General features: G+C 50.9%; 13 protein-coding genes. 8 read left to right on the forward strand and 5 right to left on the reverse strand.

Features of this window, described 5'->3' with window-relative positions; translation table 11 throughout:
• Positions 1–108 precede the first annotated feature (108 nt).
• Together DBZ16_RS07355 and yciA are read left to right on the forward strand one after the other, a co-directional pair.
• The gene (locus DBZ16_RS07355) at positions 109–981 is read left to right on the forward strand and encodes an NAD(P)-dependent oxidoreductase (RefSeq protein WP_107813516.1); all 873 of its coding nucleotides are present in this window, start codon (positions 109–111) and stop codon (positions 979–981) included.
• A gap of 152 nt (positions 982–1,133) precedes the next feature.
• Entirely contained in the window at positions 1,134–1,571 is a 438-nt protein-coding gene (gene yciA, locus DBZ16_RS07360) for an acyl-CoA thioester hydrolase YciA (protein ID WP_107813517.1), read from the forward strand.
• A gap of 290 nt (positions 1,572–1,861) precedes the next feature.
• Here the strand turns inward: yciA and DBZ16_RS07365 are convergent, their stop codons facing one another.
• Complete coding sequence (locus tag DBZ16_RS07365) at positions 1,862–4,000, reverse strand: LysM peptidoglycan-binding domain-containing protein (RefSeq protein WP_107813518.1); 2,139 nt, start codon at positions 3,998–4,000, stop codon at positions 1,862–1,864.
• A gap of 209 nt (positions 4,001–4,209) precedes the next feature.
• On the opposite strand from DBZ16_RS07365, the gene DBZ16_RS07370 reads away from it, so the two are divergent.
• The 6 genes from DBZ16_RS07370 to pta all read left to right on the forward strand — a co-directional run bounded on the left by DBZ16_RS07370 (position 4,210) and on the right by pta (position 11,619).
• Positions 4,210–4,869, forward strand: a complete 660-nt coding sequence (locus DBZ16_RS07370) for a class I SAM-dependent methyltransferase (protein WP_107813519.1) — start codon at positions 4,210–4,212, stop codon at positions 4,867–4,869.
• 245 nt (positions 4,870–5,114) lie between these two features.
• Complete coding sequence (gene mutM / locus DBZ16_RS07375; RefSeq protein ID WP_107813520.1) at positions 5,115–5,942, forward strand: bifunctional DNA-formamidopyrimidine glycosylase/DNA-(apurinic or apyrimidinic site) lyase; 828 nt, start codon at positions 5,115–5,117, stop codon at positions 5,940–5,942.
• Between the two features lie 98 nt (positions 5,943–6,040).
• On the forward strand, positions 6,041–6,811 hold the full coding sequence (locus DBZ16_RS07380; RefSeq protein WP_107813521.1) for a 1-acylglycerol-3-phosphate O-acyltransferase: 771 nt from the start codon (positions 6,041–6,043) through the stop codon (positions 6,809–6,811).
• Positions 6,812–6,999: 188 nt separating this feature from the next.
• Positions 7,000–7,737: a redoxin family protein gene (locus tag DBZ16_RS07385; RefSeq protein ID WP_003740760.1), complete on the forward strand. Its 738-nt coding sequence runs from the start codon at positions 7,000–7,002 to the stop codon at positions 7,735–7,737.
• 252 nt (positions 7,738–7,989) lie between these two features.
• Positions 7,990–9,396 (forward strand): dihydrolipoyl dehydrogenase, encoded by a 1,407-nt coding sequence (locus DBZ16_RS07390; protein ID WP_107813522.1) that lies wholly within the window; start codon positions 7,990–7,992, stop codon positions 9,394–9,396.
• Between the two features lie 720 nt (positions 9,397–10,116).
• Positions 10,117–11,619: a phosphate acetyltransferase gene (gene pta, locus DBZ16_RS07395; protein ID WP_107813523.1), complete on the forward strand. Its 1,503-nt coding sequence runs from the start codon at positions 10,117–10,119 to the stop codon at positions 11,617–11,619.
• Between the two features lie 442 nt (positions 11,620–12,061).
• On the opposite strand, the gene DBZ16_RS07400 is transcribed toward pta, so the two are convergent.
• From DBZ16_RS07400 to DBZ16_RS07415, 4 genes are all read right to left on the reverse strand, one after another.
• On the reverse strand, positions 12,062–13,000 hold the full coding sequence (locus tag DBZ16_RS07400) for a glycosyl transferase family 2 (protein ID WP_107813524.1): 939 nt from the start codon (positions 12,998–13,000) through the stop codon (positions 12,062–12,064).
• Entirely contained in the window at positions 12,997–13,731 is a 735-nt protein-coding gene (locus DBZ16_RS07405) for a glycosyltransferase family 2 protein (protein WP_107813525.1), read from the reverse strand. The genes DBZ16_RS07400 and DBZ16_RS07405 overlap by 4 nt, the downstream gene beginning before the upstream one ends.
• A gap of 13 nt (positions 13,732–13,744) precedes the next feature.
• Complete coding sequence (locus tag DBZ16_RS07410; RefSeq protein ID WP_107813526.1) at positions 13,745–14,833, reverse strand: class I SAM-dependent methyltransferase; 1,089 nt, start codon at positions 14,831–14,833, stop codon at positions 13,745–13,747.
• Between the two features lie 110 nt (positions 14,834–14,943).
• A complete protein-coding gene (locus DBZ16_RS07415; RefSeq protein WP_107813527.1) occupies positions 14,944–16,698 on the reverse strand; it encodes an AMP-binding protein in 1,755 nt (584 codons plus the stop codon).
• Positions 16,699–16,740 lie beyond the last annotated feature (42 nt).

The following is a 16,740-nucleotide window of genomic DNA, read 5'->3' on the forward strand; positions in this document are numbered from 1 at the left end:
ATTTTGTTCACGTCAATATAAACATCTCATCCAATCGCCTGAAAAACTTTTCAGACGACCTGTAAACCTATATGATTGCACGGCGATACAAACAGAGGAGCAAATTCAATGTCAACAAACGAATACACGCAAATCGGCTGGATAGGTTTAGGTCAAATGGGCAATCCGATGGTAACGCGGCTTTTGAACGCCGGTATTGAAGTCGGTGTTTACAACCGTTCGCCCGATAAAACCGCTGACCTTGCCGATAAAGGTGCGAAAGTGTACGCAAGCACCGTCGAACTTATCCGCGCTTTTCCCGTTATTTTTCTGATGGTTTCGGATTTCGCAGCTGTGCGCGATATTTTGAGTGAGGAAGTTCGCAAGGAGCTTGCGGGCAAAATCATTGTCAACATGAGCACTATTGCTCCGTCTGAAAATCTTGCCGTTAAAGAATTGGTCGAAGCTGCGGGCGGGCAGTTTGCAGAAGCGCCTGTTTCCGGTTCGGTCGGTCCTGCTGCCAACGGTACGTTGCTGATTTTGTTTGGTGGAGAAGAAAGCGTTTTAACGCCTTTGGAAAAAGTATTTTCCATTGTTGGCAAACAAACTTTCCATTTTGGCGGGGTAGGGAAAGGTTCGGGCGCAAAACTCGTGCTCAACTCCCTGCTGGGTATTTTCGGCGAAGCATACAGCGAGGCTATGCTGATGGCCCAACAATTCGGTGTCGATACGGGTACCATCATCGAAGCCATTGGTAATTCCGCTATGGATTCGCCTATGTTCCAAACCAAAAAATCGCTGTGGGCAAACCGTGAATTCCCACCTGCCTTCGCACTCAAACATGCTTCCAAAGACCTTAATCTGGCTGTTAAAGAGCTGGAGCAGGCCGGTAAGTCGCTGCCTGCTGTCGAAACCGTTGCTGAGAACTATCGCCAAGCAGTAACAGCAGGTTATGGAGAACAGGACGTTACCGGTGTTTATTTGAAATTTGCAGAATGTTAGAAATAGCCTTATCTCAGAATATCGGTTTGAGGTCGTCTGAAAACGGTATTGAAGTTTTCAGACGACCTTGTGATCGCAGGCAATAACCCCATACTGCTTCAATCAGTTTCTCAACTTCACACTAAAGCTGCACCTCTAAAAGGATATTTCCCATGACGCAAAATGAAAAACAACATGCTAAACCACAAGGCGAGCTTCTACTGCGCACCGTTGCTATGCCGCGAGATACCAATCCCAATCAAGATATTTTCGGCGGCTGGATTATGTCGCAAATGGATCTGGGCGGCGGTATTTTGGCGGCGGAGATCGCACAAGGTCGCATTGTTACCGTAGCTGTTCAGGAAATGAATTTCATCCGCCCTGTGAAAGTGGGCAACGTCGTCTGTTGCTACGGTCGCTGCGTGAGCGTGGGTAATACGTCGTTACAACTGAAAATCGAGGTTTGGGTAAAAACATTGATGAACGATCATCTTACTGAAGATCGCCAACTTGTTACGGAAGCTGTCTTCACTTATGTCGCCATCGACAGTGAAGGCAATAAACGCCCGATTCCGAAAGAGGGTAATCCAAAACTGGAAGGCTTGATTTAAGCAAAAAGGACGTCTGAAAAAGGGTTTCAGACGTCCTTTTATAGTGGATTAACTTTAAACCAGTACGGCGTTGCCTCGCCTTGCCGTACTATCTGTACTGTCTGCGGCTTCGTCGCCTTGTTCTAATTTAAAGTTAATCCACTATAATTTGGCATCGGGATTAAACTTTATCCACTATAAAAACTTTCTCTTTAAAGGGAAGTATAGTGGTGATGTTGAGAATATTGAGTTTATTGGCAAATAAAAAGTCGTCTGAAAAATTTCAGACGACTTTTGTATGAAGAATAATCTTAACTGCCGATTAATTTCAAACGTTGACCTGGTGTCACACCATTGGTATTTCGATTCCAACGGCGGATATCGTTTACATCAACATTGAAGCGGTTGGCGATAGTGTTTAAAGTATCGCCTCTGCGAACGGTATAAGAAACGTTTCGGATGCTGTTTCGAGTTTTGGCGGGTGCTGCGGTAACACGCAACAGCTGACCTTTACGGATGTTATTGCCTTTGATGTTGTTGGCGATAATCAAATCAGCAACGCTCAAGTTGTAACGACGGGAGATATTAAACAGCGTATCACCATCGGCTACGCGGTGCATGCCGGCACCAGCGGTTTGAGATTGCTGCTGATTGCCCGCACGAGCCAAACGTGCCTCAGTGCGGCTTTGTTGTTTGGCGGTATTGGCGGCAATACGTTCGCTACGTGCTTTGACTGCGTCGGATGCAACATTTTGCTCGCTGGTGGCTTGTGCGACTACTGTATTTTCTGTATTTTCAGTTTGAGTACGAACATTAGAGTCCACCAATGCCATCAGTTCATCAGCTGTTTCAGTAGATTGCGTCGCATTCGCTTGAGCAGTAGTCAACTCAGTAGTTGTATTCGCAGCAGTTTGCTCGACAACGGCAGGCTTGCCTTCAGTTTGAGCAAATTGGGCAAATATTTCAGGAATACGCTCTTCTTTGATATTGGTTGATCCCAAATCTGCTGAAGAGGTGGTTTGAGTGGCTGCAGGTGCGGCAGTGATATCTGCTTTGGCGACAACCGTAGAAGCTGCGGAAGTGACTTTGCTTTCTTCGATAACAGGGGCTGATTGTGCAACCAAAGTTTCGGATACTGCTTTTTTGCCTAGAGCTACATAATCAGTAGGTGTTTCGGCAACGGGCTTGATGTTTGCAAAATTCGTTGTAGGAATATTTGCTTTTGCCGTTTGAATAGGCGCCATTTCCGGCATATTGGAACGGTAAGTATCCGGTCTGTTATCGACATCGATGAATGAGAGCGCAGCAGGTGTGGCAGAATTAGACGCTTCATTCTTGGCTACCAAAATACTGCGATCGGAAGACAGGGAATTATTACCCAAGCCGTTCAGTCGTTTGATTTCTGCAACGCTCATGCCGGTTTCTGCAGCGATGGCGTTCAAGCTGGTATTGTTTCGGGATGTGTATACATTCCAAGACAACAAGGTATCAGGATTTGCGTTTCGGTAGTTTTTCTCGAAAGAGGCTACAGAATCAACAGGCAGCAACAGGCGACGATTGTTTTTTGGGATGAATACAGGTGCATTAAATCCCGGATTGAGTGTCAGCAATTCGCTTTCGCTGATATTGGCAAAGCGGGCGATAGTGCTGTTGTCAATCGGCTTGTCGATGCTCAAAGATTTGAAATATGGCTGATTGTTGATTTCGCTGATGTTCATGCCGAAAGTTTGCGGATTGGCAACGATATTGCGTACAGCCAAGAGTTTGGGAACGTAATTTCGTGTTTCGACAGGCATGCGCAGATTTTCGTAAATCGGCTCCAAGCCTTGCGCACGGGCGCGATTGACGGCACGACCGACGTTGCCTTCGCCCCAGTTGTAGGCAGCCAATGCAAGTGACCAGTCGCCGAATAATCCATGCAGGTATTGCAAGTAATTCAATGCCGCGTCAGTTGCTGCGTAGACATCGTGACGGCCATCATATAAAGGGGTTTTTTCCAAGCCGTAGTGACGGCCTGTTGCAGGCATAAACTGCCACAAACCGGATGCGCCGACGTGAGATTTCGCTTTAGTAACGAATGCGCTTTCGATAAACGGCAGCAGTGCGATTTCGGCAGGCATATTGCGTTTTCTGACTTCGTTGGCAATATGGTACATATAGGGTTTGCTGCGGGTAATGGTGCGGTCGAAGTAGGCACTATTGGCAGCGAATTTGCTCTCATGGCGGCGAACAAGTTCGGAATTGACCTCGTTCATGCGAAAATCCTTGCGCAACGATGCCCAAAGGCTGCCCGTTCCGAAAGTTTGCGCTTTGGCTTGATCCAAAAGAGAGGAATTGAGGCGCATCATTGCCATACCTACTTGATCTGGTGTGGCATTTTGAGCGTATGCTGCGCCTGAAGCTGCGGATAAACTTGAAATGGTAAGTGCGATGGTTTTCAGTTTTGCCATGATGAATCAATAATTATCAATGATATAAGGTTAAATTTAGTCTACCCGATGGTACTGTTTGAAGATGTAGCCGTCAAGGTAAAGGGGGTGAAATTTACATATGCTTGAGTCTTAATGTTAAAATCTGTGGCATAAATACGGCGATTGCATTGTATTTTTCTATCGGACAGTAGAAATGAACGCATGAAACAGTTAATAGGATAACGACTATGGATGTATGGTTTGAAAATACGGCTATGGGGCGTTATGTTGCTCAAAACGAAGCTGCTTTTTTTGAGCAGCATTTACAATATTTCGACGGACAAACCGTCGTTCAGCAAGGTGGCGAATGGTTGGGGTCGTCTGAAAACGTGGTTGCCGTGCCTCGTGATGTATTGATGGCGGCGGATGCTATGGCTTGGGAAAGTCATTCTATTGATGTGCTGCTGATGCCGCACAGCCATGAAACTGCCGCACTGACGCAAGTGCTGCATGAAGCGTCCAGGGTGTTGAAACCTGAAGGGCGGTTGGTTTTGACGGGGTTTAATCCGAAATCTTTGTGGTTTTTCAGCAAGTGGTTTGATGGAACGCACCTGCCTAAAAAGGAGCATTGTCTGACTTTGCCTGCTTTGAAGCGGCGGTTGGCGGATTTGGATTTTGAGGTGGAGTTTGGGCAGTTTATGGTGTACCTGCCTGCTGTGAATTCGCAAAAAGGGCTGCGGTTTTGGCGTTTTATGGAGAAGGCGGGGGACAGGTGGTGGCCGCAGTGCGCGGCGGTGTACGGCTTGGTTTTGATCAAGCGTATGGCGGGGGTTACGCCGTTGCCGGAGTTTGAAAAAATATTGGGAACGCAGACGGTGGCTTTGGGTGCGGCGCGGATTTCGGATTGAGAAATGCAGCGTTGGTAAAACCGACATAACTGGTTTTCAGACGACCTTTCGAGGCTGAACATTTGAAAACAGCAGGTTTGACTCCATAAAAATAGCCTCTTCTATATTTGTCATTTTGCCTTGGATTTGCTGCTTGCTTCCTGCAAAGCCGATTGGTTGCAAATTGTCAGGCTGCGTTGGCATCGGTAGAATCGCAGGTCGTCTGAAAAGTCGATGTCGACTGTATTAGCTTGAGGATAAAGAAAATGCCGGAATTGCCCGAGGTGGAAACGACTTTGCGCGGTATCAGCCCGCATATTCAAGGTAAAAAGGTGGCGGATGTCGTGTTGCGCCAAACCAAGTTGCGCTGGCAGGTCAATCCGCAGTTGGCGGAGCTTTTGGCGGGGCAGGAGGTATTGAGCTGTCGTCGTCGGGCGAAATATCTGATTATCGGTTTTGCAACGGGTATTCTGTTGATTCATCTGGGTATGTCGGGCAGCTTACGGATTTTTACGGACGGCGACGCACGGATTGATCATCCTGACAAACATGATCATGTGGACATTGTGTTTGCGGATGGAACGGTGTTGCGCTATCACGATCCGCGTAAGTTCGGCGCAATTTTGTGGTACGAAGGCATTGCCGAGCATCATCCGCTCCTTGAGAAACTGGGTCCTGAGCCGCTTTCAGACGACTTTTCCGCCGATTATCTGTATCAAAAGCTCAAAACGCAAAAACGTGCGGTCAAATTGGCTCTGATGGACAATGCCGTCGTGGTCGGTGTAGGCAATATTTATGCGAACGAAAGCCTATTTAAATCAGGCATATCGCCGACCCGTCCTGCGGACAAGGTTAAGAAAAAAGAATGCGTTGTGTTGGTAGAGACGGTCAAGGCAGTGTTGCAGCGCGCGATTGAAACCGGCGGCAGCACGTTGCGCGACTTCGTCAACAGCGACGGCAAAAGCGGCTATTTTCAGCAGGAATATACGGTGTACGGCAGGCACAACGAACCCTGCGTCCGTTGCGGCGGTTTGGTGCAGAAGGAAGTTTTGGGGCAGCGCGGGACGTTTTATTGTCCGAACTGCCAAAAATAATGTATGAACCTGTTTTCAGACGACCTCTTTGTCATCTGGGTCGTCTGAAAATTTTATTGATATGATTTGATACACATAAGACGAAAAGAAAAACAGTTATGCACTCACGAAAAGCACCGTTTTTTACCCGTTTAGGCAGGTTGTTCCGCCTGACGGGATGGCTGTTCCGAACCGGAAGGCATTTGCGCCGTATCGATGCCGGCAATCCTGCCGAACGCGATCATGCGGTCATCACTTTAGGCAAAGGCGCGCTGGAAGCCTTGGATATCGAATTGGAAATCGGCATGCCGCCTGCTGATAATGTGAAGGGTGTTTTGGTGGCGGCAAACCATGTGTCTTGGCTGGATATTTTCGCCATGAGTGCGGTGTATCCGAGCAGCTTTATCGCTAAGCAGGAAATCAAAGACTGGCCGGTCTTGGGCAAAATGGGGCAAAACGCAGGCACGGTGTTTATCAATCGAAATTCCCGACGCGATGTCGAGCCGATTAACCAAGCCATTTGCGCCGCGTTGAAAGCCGGGCAGAATGTCAGCTTTTTCCCCGAAGCGCGGACTTCTTTGGGCTTGGATATTTTGCCGTTCAAAGCCGCGCTCTTCCAATCCGCCATTGATGCCGACGCGCCTGTTCAGGCGGTTACGCTGCGCTATTATGATGATGCCGGTAAAAGGACGACTGTGCCGTCTTATGCACAAGTTGATTTGGTGCGCTCACTTTGGCGCATCGTTTCCATGAAAAAACTGCGCATCCGTATTGATTTTGCCGCCCCGATTCGCCCCGGCAAAGACGAAGACCGCTTTATGTTGAAAGACAAAGTAGAAAGCAGCATCCGTGAAGTCGTATTGCCCGATGCACACGATTCCGAAAAATAATTCCAGGCCAGGGGCTTGTTTTCTTTCAGACGACCTCTATTTAAATGAAACATTCGCAGGTTGGGTTTCATAGTTTCAGGTAATTAATATTATTTGAACTATAAATTATACAAATCAAACTCCCTGCGCTAGAATGCACACATTCACTCGTATCATTCCCTAAACCTAAAATTTCAAGGAGATCCAAAATGGCTTTGCAAGATCGTACCGGTCAAAAAGTACCTTCCGTCGTATTCCGTACCCGCGTGGGCGACACTTGGAAAGATGTTTCCACCGATGATTTGTTCAAAGGCAAAAAAGTAGTCGTATTCTCTCTGCCCGGCGCATTTACTCCGACTTGTTCTTCTTCCCACCTGCCACGCTACAACGAATTGTTCGGCGCGTTCAAAGAAAACGGCGTTGACGCAATCTACTGCGTATCTGTAAACGATACTTTCGTGATGAACGCTTGGGCTGCTGAAGAAGAAGCTGACAACATCTACATGATTCCTGATGGCAACGGCGAATTCACCGAAGGCATGGGCATGCTGGTCGGCAAAGAAGACTTGGGCTTCGGCAAACGCTCTTGGCGTTACTCCATGCTGGTTAACGACGGCGTGGTTGAAAAAATGTTCATCGAGCCTGAAGAGCCGGGCGATCCTTTCAAAGTGTCTGATGCTGACACTATGTTGAAATTCATCGCCCCTGACTGGAAAGCTCAAGAGTCTGTTGCCATCTTCACCAAACCCGGCTGCCAATTCTGCGCTAAAGCTAAAAAAGCTTTGCAAGACAAAGGTCTGTCTTACGAAGAAATCGTATTGGGCAAAGATGCAACTGTTACTTCCGTTCGCGCCATTACCGGCAAGATGACTGCTCCTCAAGTCTTCATCGGCGGCAAATACATCGGCGGTAGCGAAGATTTGGAAGCTTACTTGGCTAAAAACTAATTGCTTGATGCTTAAGACGGTTTGAAAAAGCCGTCTGAACAGAAAAATAGAGTTATTCAGACGATACGCTACACGGTCGTTCTGAATAGCTCTATATTTACAAGTAGAATTTGAGATTATTGTTTTAAATCAATATTTTAAAAATAACTATCGATTTTTTATTTTTGATAGTTTATTAAATAGGTCGTCTGAAAACCTGATACGCTTCACGCTGATACCGCTTCGGACGCTCAACAAAAAAGGACAAAGATTATGAAAAAAATTCAAGCAGATGTCGTCGTAATCGGCGGCGGTACTGCCGGCATGGGCGCGTTTCGCAATGCCCGTTTACATTCGGATAATGTTTACCTGATTGAAAACAACGTGTTCGGCACGACCTGCGCGCGCGTGGGCTGTATGCCTTCCAAACTCTTGATTGCTGCCGCAGAGGCGCGCCATCACGCATTACATACCGACCCGTTCGGCGTGCATTTGGATAAAGACAGCATCGTCGTCAACGGCGAAGAGGTCATGCAGCGCGTCAAATCCGAGCGTGACCGTTTTGTCGGTTTTGTCGTTGCCGATGTGGAAGAGTGGCCTGCCGACAAGCGCATTATGGGTTCGGCTAAATTTATCGACGAGAATACCGTCCAAATCGACGACCATACCCAAATCACGGCAAAAAGCTTTGTGATTGCTACCGGCTCGCGTCCCGTTATCCTGCCGCAGTGGCAGTCTTTGGGCGACCGTTTGATCATCAACGACGACGTTTTCTCATGGGATACGCTGCCTAAGAGCGTCGCCGTGTTCGGACCGGGTGTTATCGGTTTGGAACTGGGTCAAGCATTGCACCGTTTGGGTGTAAAAGTCGAAATTTTCGGCTTGGGCGGCATCATCGGCGGCATTTCCGACCCCGTCGTTTCAGACGAGGCGAAAGCCGTGTTCGGCGAAGAATTGAAACTGCATCTGGATGCTAAAACCGAGGTCAAACTCGACGCAGACGGCAATGTAGAAGTTCATTGGGAGCAAGACGGCGAAAAAGGCGTATTTGTTGCCGAATATATGCTGGCAGCCGTAGGCCGCCGTCCGAACGTTGACAATATCGGTTTGGAAAACATCAATATCGAAAAAGACGCGCGCGGCGTACCTGTTGCCGATCCGCTGACCATGCAGACCAGCATTCCGCATATCTTCATCGCGGGCGACGCGTCCAATCAACTGCCTTTGCTGCACGAAGCCGCCGACCAAGGCAAGATTGCCGGCGACAACGCGGGCCGCTATCCGAATATCGGCGGCGGTTTGCGCCGCAGTACCATCGGCGTGGTGTTCACCAATCCGCAAATCGGTTTTATCGGTTTGAAATACGCGCAGGTTGCCGCGCAATACCAACCCGACGAATTTGTCATCGGCGAAGTATCGTTCAAAAACCAAGGCCGCAGCCGCGTGATGCTGGTAAACAAAGGCCATATGCGCCTGTATGCCGAAAAAGCCACCGGCCGCTTCATCGGCGCGGAAATCTTAGGCCCTGCCGCCGAACATTTGGCACACCTGTTGGCATGGGCGCATCAAATGAAGATGACCGTTCCGCAAATGCTGGATATGCCGTTTTACCATCCCGTTATTGAGGAAGGTTTGCGCACTGCGTTGCGCGATGCCGATGCGAAGCTGAAACAGGCTTGATGGGTTGACTTAATCAATCTGCCGAAATGAAAGGTCGTCTGAAAACCTGATGATTTAAGGTTTTCAGACGACCTTTTTTGTCTTTCCGTTGCGGAATATAGTGGATTAGATTTAAATCAGGACAAGGCGACGAAGCCGCAGACAGTACAAATAGTACGGCAAGGCGAGGCAACGCCGTACTGGTTTAAATTTAATCCACTATAAAATCAGTTGCTGGGTAATGTGTAGTCGGGGATACTTGTATTCGACGACTATTTAATGCTTCTGCTTCCTTTAGGTGTTGTGGCAGATGGAGATGCCAGATTCAAGAATCTGACCTACGGCAGGTTTGTCTGCCGGAACGAGAGGTCGTCTGAAAACTTGGATTTGAAGGCAAGTATTCTTTAAATTTTGATTATTCATCAAAACCTGTTCAGGTGGTTGATATAAGCTGGGTTCTGTATGTTGCGGGACTCGGCTTTTTTCATTTCAAACGGTATTGTTTGCGGTAATCAGTAAAGATTAAAAGGGAAGGGGATGGTTGGTTTCGATTTTAACTAACTCTCTCTGCGCTATGCGTTTCTTAAAAATCCATTGCATTTTCACTCAATCCATTAACATTTAACCTTGTTGGAAACGCGGTTTGTTTGTTAGTATTAAGCCATTGCCGTTACGTCTGCATCACGGCGGCGACGGACAACCTCCAAGACGGACAACCTCCAAATAGAAAGGACACATATCATGGCTAAATTATTGGTCGCTCCGGTATCCGCCGGTTTGGACGTAGCAGCAGCAAGCAAAGCCTTTGCCCAAGCTTTGGGCGCGCAAGTTTTCCAACCGCTCGACGCATCCGCCGAAACTCTGTTGGCACAAGGCAAAAGCGACGACTGGTTTGACGCTGTGGTCGGCAAAGCCGTCGCACTCAATACCGACAATCTTGTTATCGAAGGTATCGCCCCCGAAGCGGACAAACTCTTCCTGTCCGGCAAAAACGTCGAGCTGGCATTGTCTTTGGATGCAGGCGTAGTCTTGGCATTGCAATCTGATAGTGCTGACGCAGCCGAAGTGGCACACCGAATCAACCTTGCCAAACAGCTTTATACCAACGCACCGGGTCTTTTGGAAGGCTTCATTATTGAAGGCGCGGCAGCATCCGTAGGCGAAGAAGTCGCCCGCCTGACCGGACTGACATTCTACGGCTCAAGCAGCGCGCTCAAAGACGTATCTGCGTTGGCAAAACGCGAAGCCTCCCGCCTTTCTCCCGCCCAATTCCGTTACAACCTGATTGATTTTGCCCGCAAAGCCGATATGCGCATCGTCCTGCCTGAAGGTGCAGAACCGCGTACCGTCGCCGCAGCCGCCATCTGCCACGAAAAAGGCATTGCCCGCTGCGTCTTGCTTGCCAAACGCGAAGAAGTTGAAGCCGTTGCCAAAGAACGCGGCATCAACCTGCCTGACTCTTTGGAAATCGTCGATCCCGCTACATTGATCGAACAATACGTCGAGCCGATGTGCGAATTGCGCAAATCCAAAGGTCTGACCCCTGAAGATGCCCGCAAACAACTGCAAGACACCGTTGTCCTCGGCACCATGATGATGGCGCAAAACGACGTGGACGGCTTGGTATCCGGCGCCGTTCATACTACCGCCAACACCATCCGCCCCGCTTTGCAACTGATTAAAACCGCACCGGGCGCCAGCCTCGTGTCCAGCGTATTCTTCATGCTGCTGCCCAACCAAGTCCTCGTCTTCGGCGACTGCGCGGTCAACCCGAATCCGACGCCCGAACAGCTTGCCGATATCGCCATCCAATCCGCCGATACCGCCAAAGCCTTCGGCATCCCGCCTAAAGTTGCCATGATTTCCTACTCCACCATCAATTCAGGCAGCGGCCCTGATGTCGATGCCGTGATTGAAGCCACCAAACTGGCAAAAGAAAAACGCCCGGACTTGGAAATCGACGGCCCGCTGCAATACGATGCGGCTACCGTGCCTGAAATCGGCAAAACCAAAGCCCCTGAAAGCACCGTCGCCGGTCAGGCAACCGTCCTGATCTTCCCAAGCCTCAATACCGGCAACTGTACTTACAAAGCCGTACAACGCAGCGCCAACGTCCTGAGCGTCGGTCCGTTGTTGCAAGGTTTGCGCAAACCGGTCAACGACCTCTCCCGCGGCGCATTGGTAGAAGACATCGTCTTCACCATCGCCCTGACAGCGGTTCAGGCAAAACAAATGGCCGGCTGATTGCTTGAATTTTTAAAGTAAACAAAGGTCGTCTGAAAATCCTAAAATAAGGTTCTCAGACGACCTTTTAAATTACCGCGTGCAAAGTCGATTTTTTTGACGATGACAGGATAACGAAACTGCAAATACCGACATAAGCAGAACAAAAATTTCATTAACAAACGACCAATTTCATCGGACTGGAAATCTTGCAAACAAAAGGTCGTCTGAAACCGCGTTTGGTTTTCAGACGACCTTTAACTCTATTTCCCCGAATTGAAAAATCCTTTGTTTGTAGGGCATGGAGACGGAAGGGGTGTATTTTGTTCAAAAGGAAAATTTCAAAACCATCATTGCTTTGATGGGGCAAATATATTTGATGTGTAGAAGTTAGAAAACGCGGCAAGTGTATGTGTTTCGCAGCTCAGCGTTGACCGAGGTCGTCTGAAAACTCGATAGGGGTTCAGACGACCTTTTCTTCTTCCTCATTCCAAAAATCATAGAAATTAAACCATTGCAGCGGATTTTGCGCGCATTCTTGCGCCAGGATATCGGCGAAGCCCTGCATGGCGGCGGTAACGGCGGCTTCGCGGTTGCCGCGTTTCCAGTCGGAAGTGTCGGTGAAGCGGCGCAGTTTCAAATGGTAGCGGCCGTTTTGTTTAATGCAAAACAGCGTGTTCACCCGCGTTTTCAAGAGCGCCGCCAAGAGCCATACGCCTTGCGGCATGGGGGCGGTATGGCCTAGAAAGTTGATGTCGGCGGTTTTCTCGCCGCGCACGGGGACGCGGTCGGCGGCAATGGCTATCCATTCGCCGTCTTCGATGCGGCGGTTCAGCTCCATCATCAGGGTGGGATCCAAATCCGTGACCTGAATCAGGCGGATATGTTCCGCGCCTGCTTTTTGCAAGGCTTCGTTGAACGCCTGTGCGTGTTTGCTGTGTACCAACACATTGAGCCTGAAGCCTTTATGGTGCGACACCAGCGCGCGGCAGACTTCGGTGTTGCCCAAGTGCGAGCAGGCGAAAATCTGCCCGCGTACCGAATCGCTGATTTGCGCATAAACGCCGTCCGGGTCTTCGAGTACTAAATCTTCATAACGGATTTTGCGCTGCCACACGGCAAAACGGTCGCATATTGCCTCGCCGAACGCGATAAATTGTTTGAATACGCTGTGTTTCGGCAAAACGGTATCGGGATAGGTCGTCTGAAGACGGGTCTGATACCGCAGGATATGGCGGCGCGGTTTGGGCGCGGTGGCGTAGAAATAGAGTACCACAAACCAGATGCACGGCCTCATCAGGAAGGCGGGCAGATAGCGCACCATCAACGTGGTTAGGGCGAGAAACAGGCGGCTGCCGCGTTCGGGCTGCGACGCCCAATGGTTTTGCGTGTTGTCGGTCATGGTTTCAGACGACCTTTCCCGAATAGAGCGTCCACACGCCGCCGCAACATTCCTAAAAACAGCCGCGTGTGCATTTTGCTGATGCGTACGTTGTCGGCGAAGGTGTTGAAGTGGGACACGCCATCGGCGGCGTATTGCACGGGCGTTTTAATCCAAACCGGCTTGACGCCGCGCCAGTACAGGCGGATGAGGATTTCCGTGTCGAAATCCATGCGGTCGCCCACGGTTTCTTCGCGGACGACCGAAAGCGCGGGGGCGAGCGGGTAGAGGCGGAAGCCGCACATGCCGTCTTTGATGTCGCAAGACCAAGTGTGCAGCATGTTCCAGAAGTCGGTAATTTTGCGCCCGTACAGCCGCGCTTTGGGCGCGTCGTCTCCGTATTGCGGCCAGCCGCAGACGACGGCTTCGGGATTTTGTTCCGCCGCCGCCAAGAGTTTGGGCGTGTCGTCCAGATGGTGCTGCCCGTCGGCATCGACCTGTAAAACATGGCTGTAACCGTGTTCTTCGGCGTATTTCAAACCGGTTTTGACCGCCGCGCCTTTGCCGCCGTTGATGGGGCGGTAAAGGACGTGGATGCCGTCTGAAACCAATGCCTGCAATACGGGTTTGCATTCTTCTCGCGAACCGTCGTCCACGATCAATACGTCCAAACCGAAGCCGTGCATGGTCTGTGCGACGCGGGCGATGGCGGCGGGGTGGTTGTAGTGGGGGATTAACACTAGGGTTTTCATGGAGATACCGTTTTCAGACGACCTTCTCGCAGCGCAAGATGCTGTGCCCGCGTCCGATGCCGTCTGAAATTTCCGCCACTTTCAATCCGGCGTTTTCAACGCAGCGTATCAGGTCTTCGGAATAGAAGATTTTGCTGTTGCCGTTTGCCATGGCGGTGAAATACAGGCTGGTCATGGTCAGGCAGTAGGCGGCGGTTTCGTATTGCTGCCTGTCCCAGCAGGGTTCCATGATGTAGAGGCTGGTGTGGCTGCTCATGGAAGCGGCGGCGCGGCGCAGGATGCCGGTGACTTGTTCTTCGCTGAAACAGTCTAAAAACTGGCTCATCCAAATCGCGTCGAAACCTGTCGGGAAGGGGACTTCGGGGTCGAGCAGATTGGCAGGGTGGGCATGGATGCGTTCCGCGCCGGTTTTGCCTTTGGTCGCTTCGCGCATCAGGGCGATTTGTTGCGGCAAATCCATGATGGTAACTTCGACTTCGGCGTTGTAGCCGACGCATTGTTCCGCCCAGCGGCCGGTGTTGCCGCCGACGTCGAGCAGCTTTTTAACCGGTTTGGCGAACACAGTTTTCAGCGCTTCGGCAAAGGAATTGTCGGAATAATAGTGGTCGAAGGCAAACCATTTTTCCTGCGCGACGCTCGGCAGCGACGACAGGCCTTCGTAAATGGTCGGCCAGCTGCCGAACACTTTCAGCCCTTCGGGTTTGCCCGTTTGCAGGGTTTTTTCCAAGTCAAACATACCTTGGTAACAGATTTCCTGCGTGAAATCCATGTTCACCCGCGCCATTTTGTCTTTCAGTAAGAACCAGCCTGCTTTGCTGATGAAATAGCGGTTGTCGCGGGTATGTACCGTGCCGATGGAGAGCGAGGCTTCCAGCAGCACTTGCGCGGCGTAACCGCTGATTTGGGCTTTCTCGGCGATTTCGGCTTGAGTAAGGCCGTCTGAATGGTCGTTCAGCAAATCCAAAATGCCGAATTTCACCATCAGGCGGGATACTTGGAACACAATCGGCGCAAAGGCGATTTCCTGCGCCAAACGCTGCGCTTCGCCTGCGGACTGGTGTTCTTCGGAATAACGTTGTTCTAGTGCTGGAAAAAGTTGCATATTTTCTATCTTTTCATTTGATTATGGGTTGTTATTAAGTTTGAGCGGGATTGTCCCCGATTTGCAGGTTTTCCTCTTCCCGCAGGAGAGGGCGGAACCTAAAAGCATTTTCAGACGACCTCGAACACAATCCGCCCCGATGCGCAGGGATTGTCGCCGTTGCTGACTTTAAAACTCAATTTGTTTTTTGCCTCATCGTATTTTAGCTCCACCGACACTTCGTCATGAGGACGGACGAACTGCTGGTATTTCAAATTTTCCACGCGGACGACGCGCTGCCTGCCCCACGGATGACGCGCCGCCAGATCGCGCACCCATTGCAGCTCGACTACACCGGGCACGAGCGGGAAAGTGGCGAAATGGCCGCCGAAATAGACCAAATCGAGCGGCACGCGGCCGATGAAGGTTTCGGCGGCGGTTTCTTCTTCAGACGATGTTTTTGACCAAGCGGGCGATGTTTGGGCGACGGTAAAGGTCGTCTGAAAATCGGCGGCGGCGATTTTTGCCTGAGCGTTGCGCGGCAGGCTGTCGGCGAAACGCCAGTAACGGGGCAGGGCGATGGTGTCCTGCGTGGCGGCAAGGTGGCGTTTGAGCGCGTCGGCAACGGCGGCTCTGCCTTGGTCGCGCAGGGCGGCGATACCGTCCGCGTTTAATGCCGCCCATATAGCGATGCGTTGATGTTGCGGATGGCGGCCGCAATGGGCGTCGGCAATCCACGGATGCCGTAAAAGTTCGTGTTCGATTTGGGTCAGCGACACACGTTTGTCCTCGAATTTGATGATGCGGTCTTGGCGGCCGAGCAGCAGGAAACCGTCGTGCTGCGGCTCGATTAAGTCAGCGGTCTGGCGGCGTTCGGGCGACCACGGCGAAGATGCCCACAATGCGCCTTCTTCGTTCTGCCCGATTTCCACGCCTTTGAAAGGCCGCCATTCTTGGCGTTCACAACGTGACGCAATCACGCCGGTTTCGGTGCTGCCGTACACTTCAAACGGGCGGACGGCAGCCTGTTGCAGCAAATCCGCCGTGGCTTCGGGCAGCGCGCCGCCAGCCGACACGATGCCTGCGATTTTATGGCCGATGCTCTGCCAGTTGCGGTTTTCGCCCAAACGGTTGAGCACCGCCGGACTGGCAATCCACACCACTTTTTCATGCGCCGCCGTGCTTGCGAGCAGGTTTTCCGGATAAACCGCCTGCCGCCGCTCCATAGGCCAGCCCATTGTCAGCGCGAGCGCGAAACGGAAAGTGAAGCCGTAAAGGTGTTGCGGAATAACGCTGCCGATAACCGTTTCCCCGCTGCGTCCGAACGGCAGTGCGTCCGCCAACATCAAGGCTTCCGCCTGCATCTGCGCGGCGGTTTTCACAATCACTTGCGCCTCGCCGCTGGAACCCGACGTTTTCAGCCACGCTTCGGCATGGTCAGGAATCAGATGGTTTTCAGGGGCAGGCGTCGGGTTTTCAGGCGATGCGTGTGCAAGCAAATTGGGCAGGTACCACACGGGTGGGTTGGATTGCACATCCAACGATTGTCCGGATTCATCGCGTTGTTCGGTTTGGCTGCCCAACTTGCTTTGCAAATCTTCGGAATCCGTCAAAAACACATCCGCCGTCCGCCCCCAGTCCAAATTGTCCCGCGCCAGATTCGGCAGCAGCAACACCCGCCCGCCCGAATGCCACACCGCCAACACGGCGCAGGCAAACAGCGCGGCATCGTCAAACCACAACGCGGCAGTTTGCACGTTTGCCGTTTTCAGACGACCTGACAGCCGGAAAACCGCACGGTTGAAATCAGCACGCGTCCAATTCGGATGGGTGGCGATAAGGTCTTGTTGGGACAGGTCGGGGGATAGGATTTGGGTAAGGCGCATGGGTTGGGTAATAAGTTATTAAATCAAAAATATTGTCAGAAT

It is taken from the genome of Neisseria sicca (assembly GCF_003044565.1).
GTDB lineage: Bacteria > Pseudomonadota > Gammaproteobacteria > Burkholderiales > Neisseriaceae > Neisseria > Neisseria sicca_A.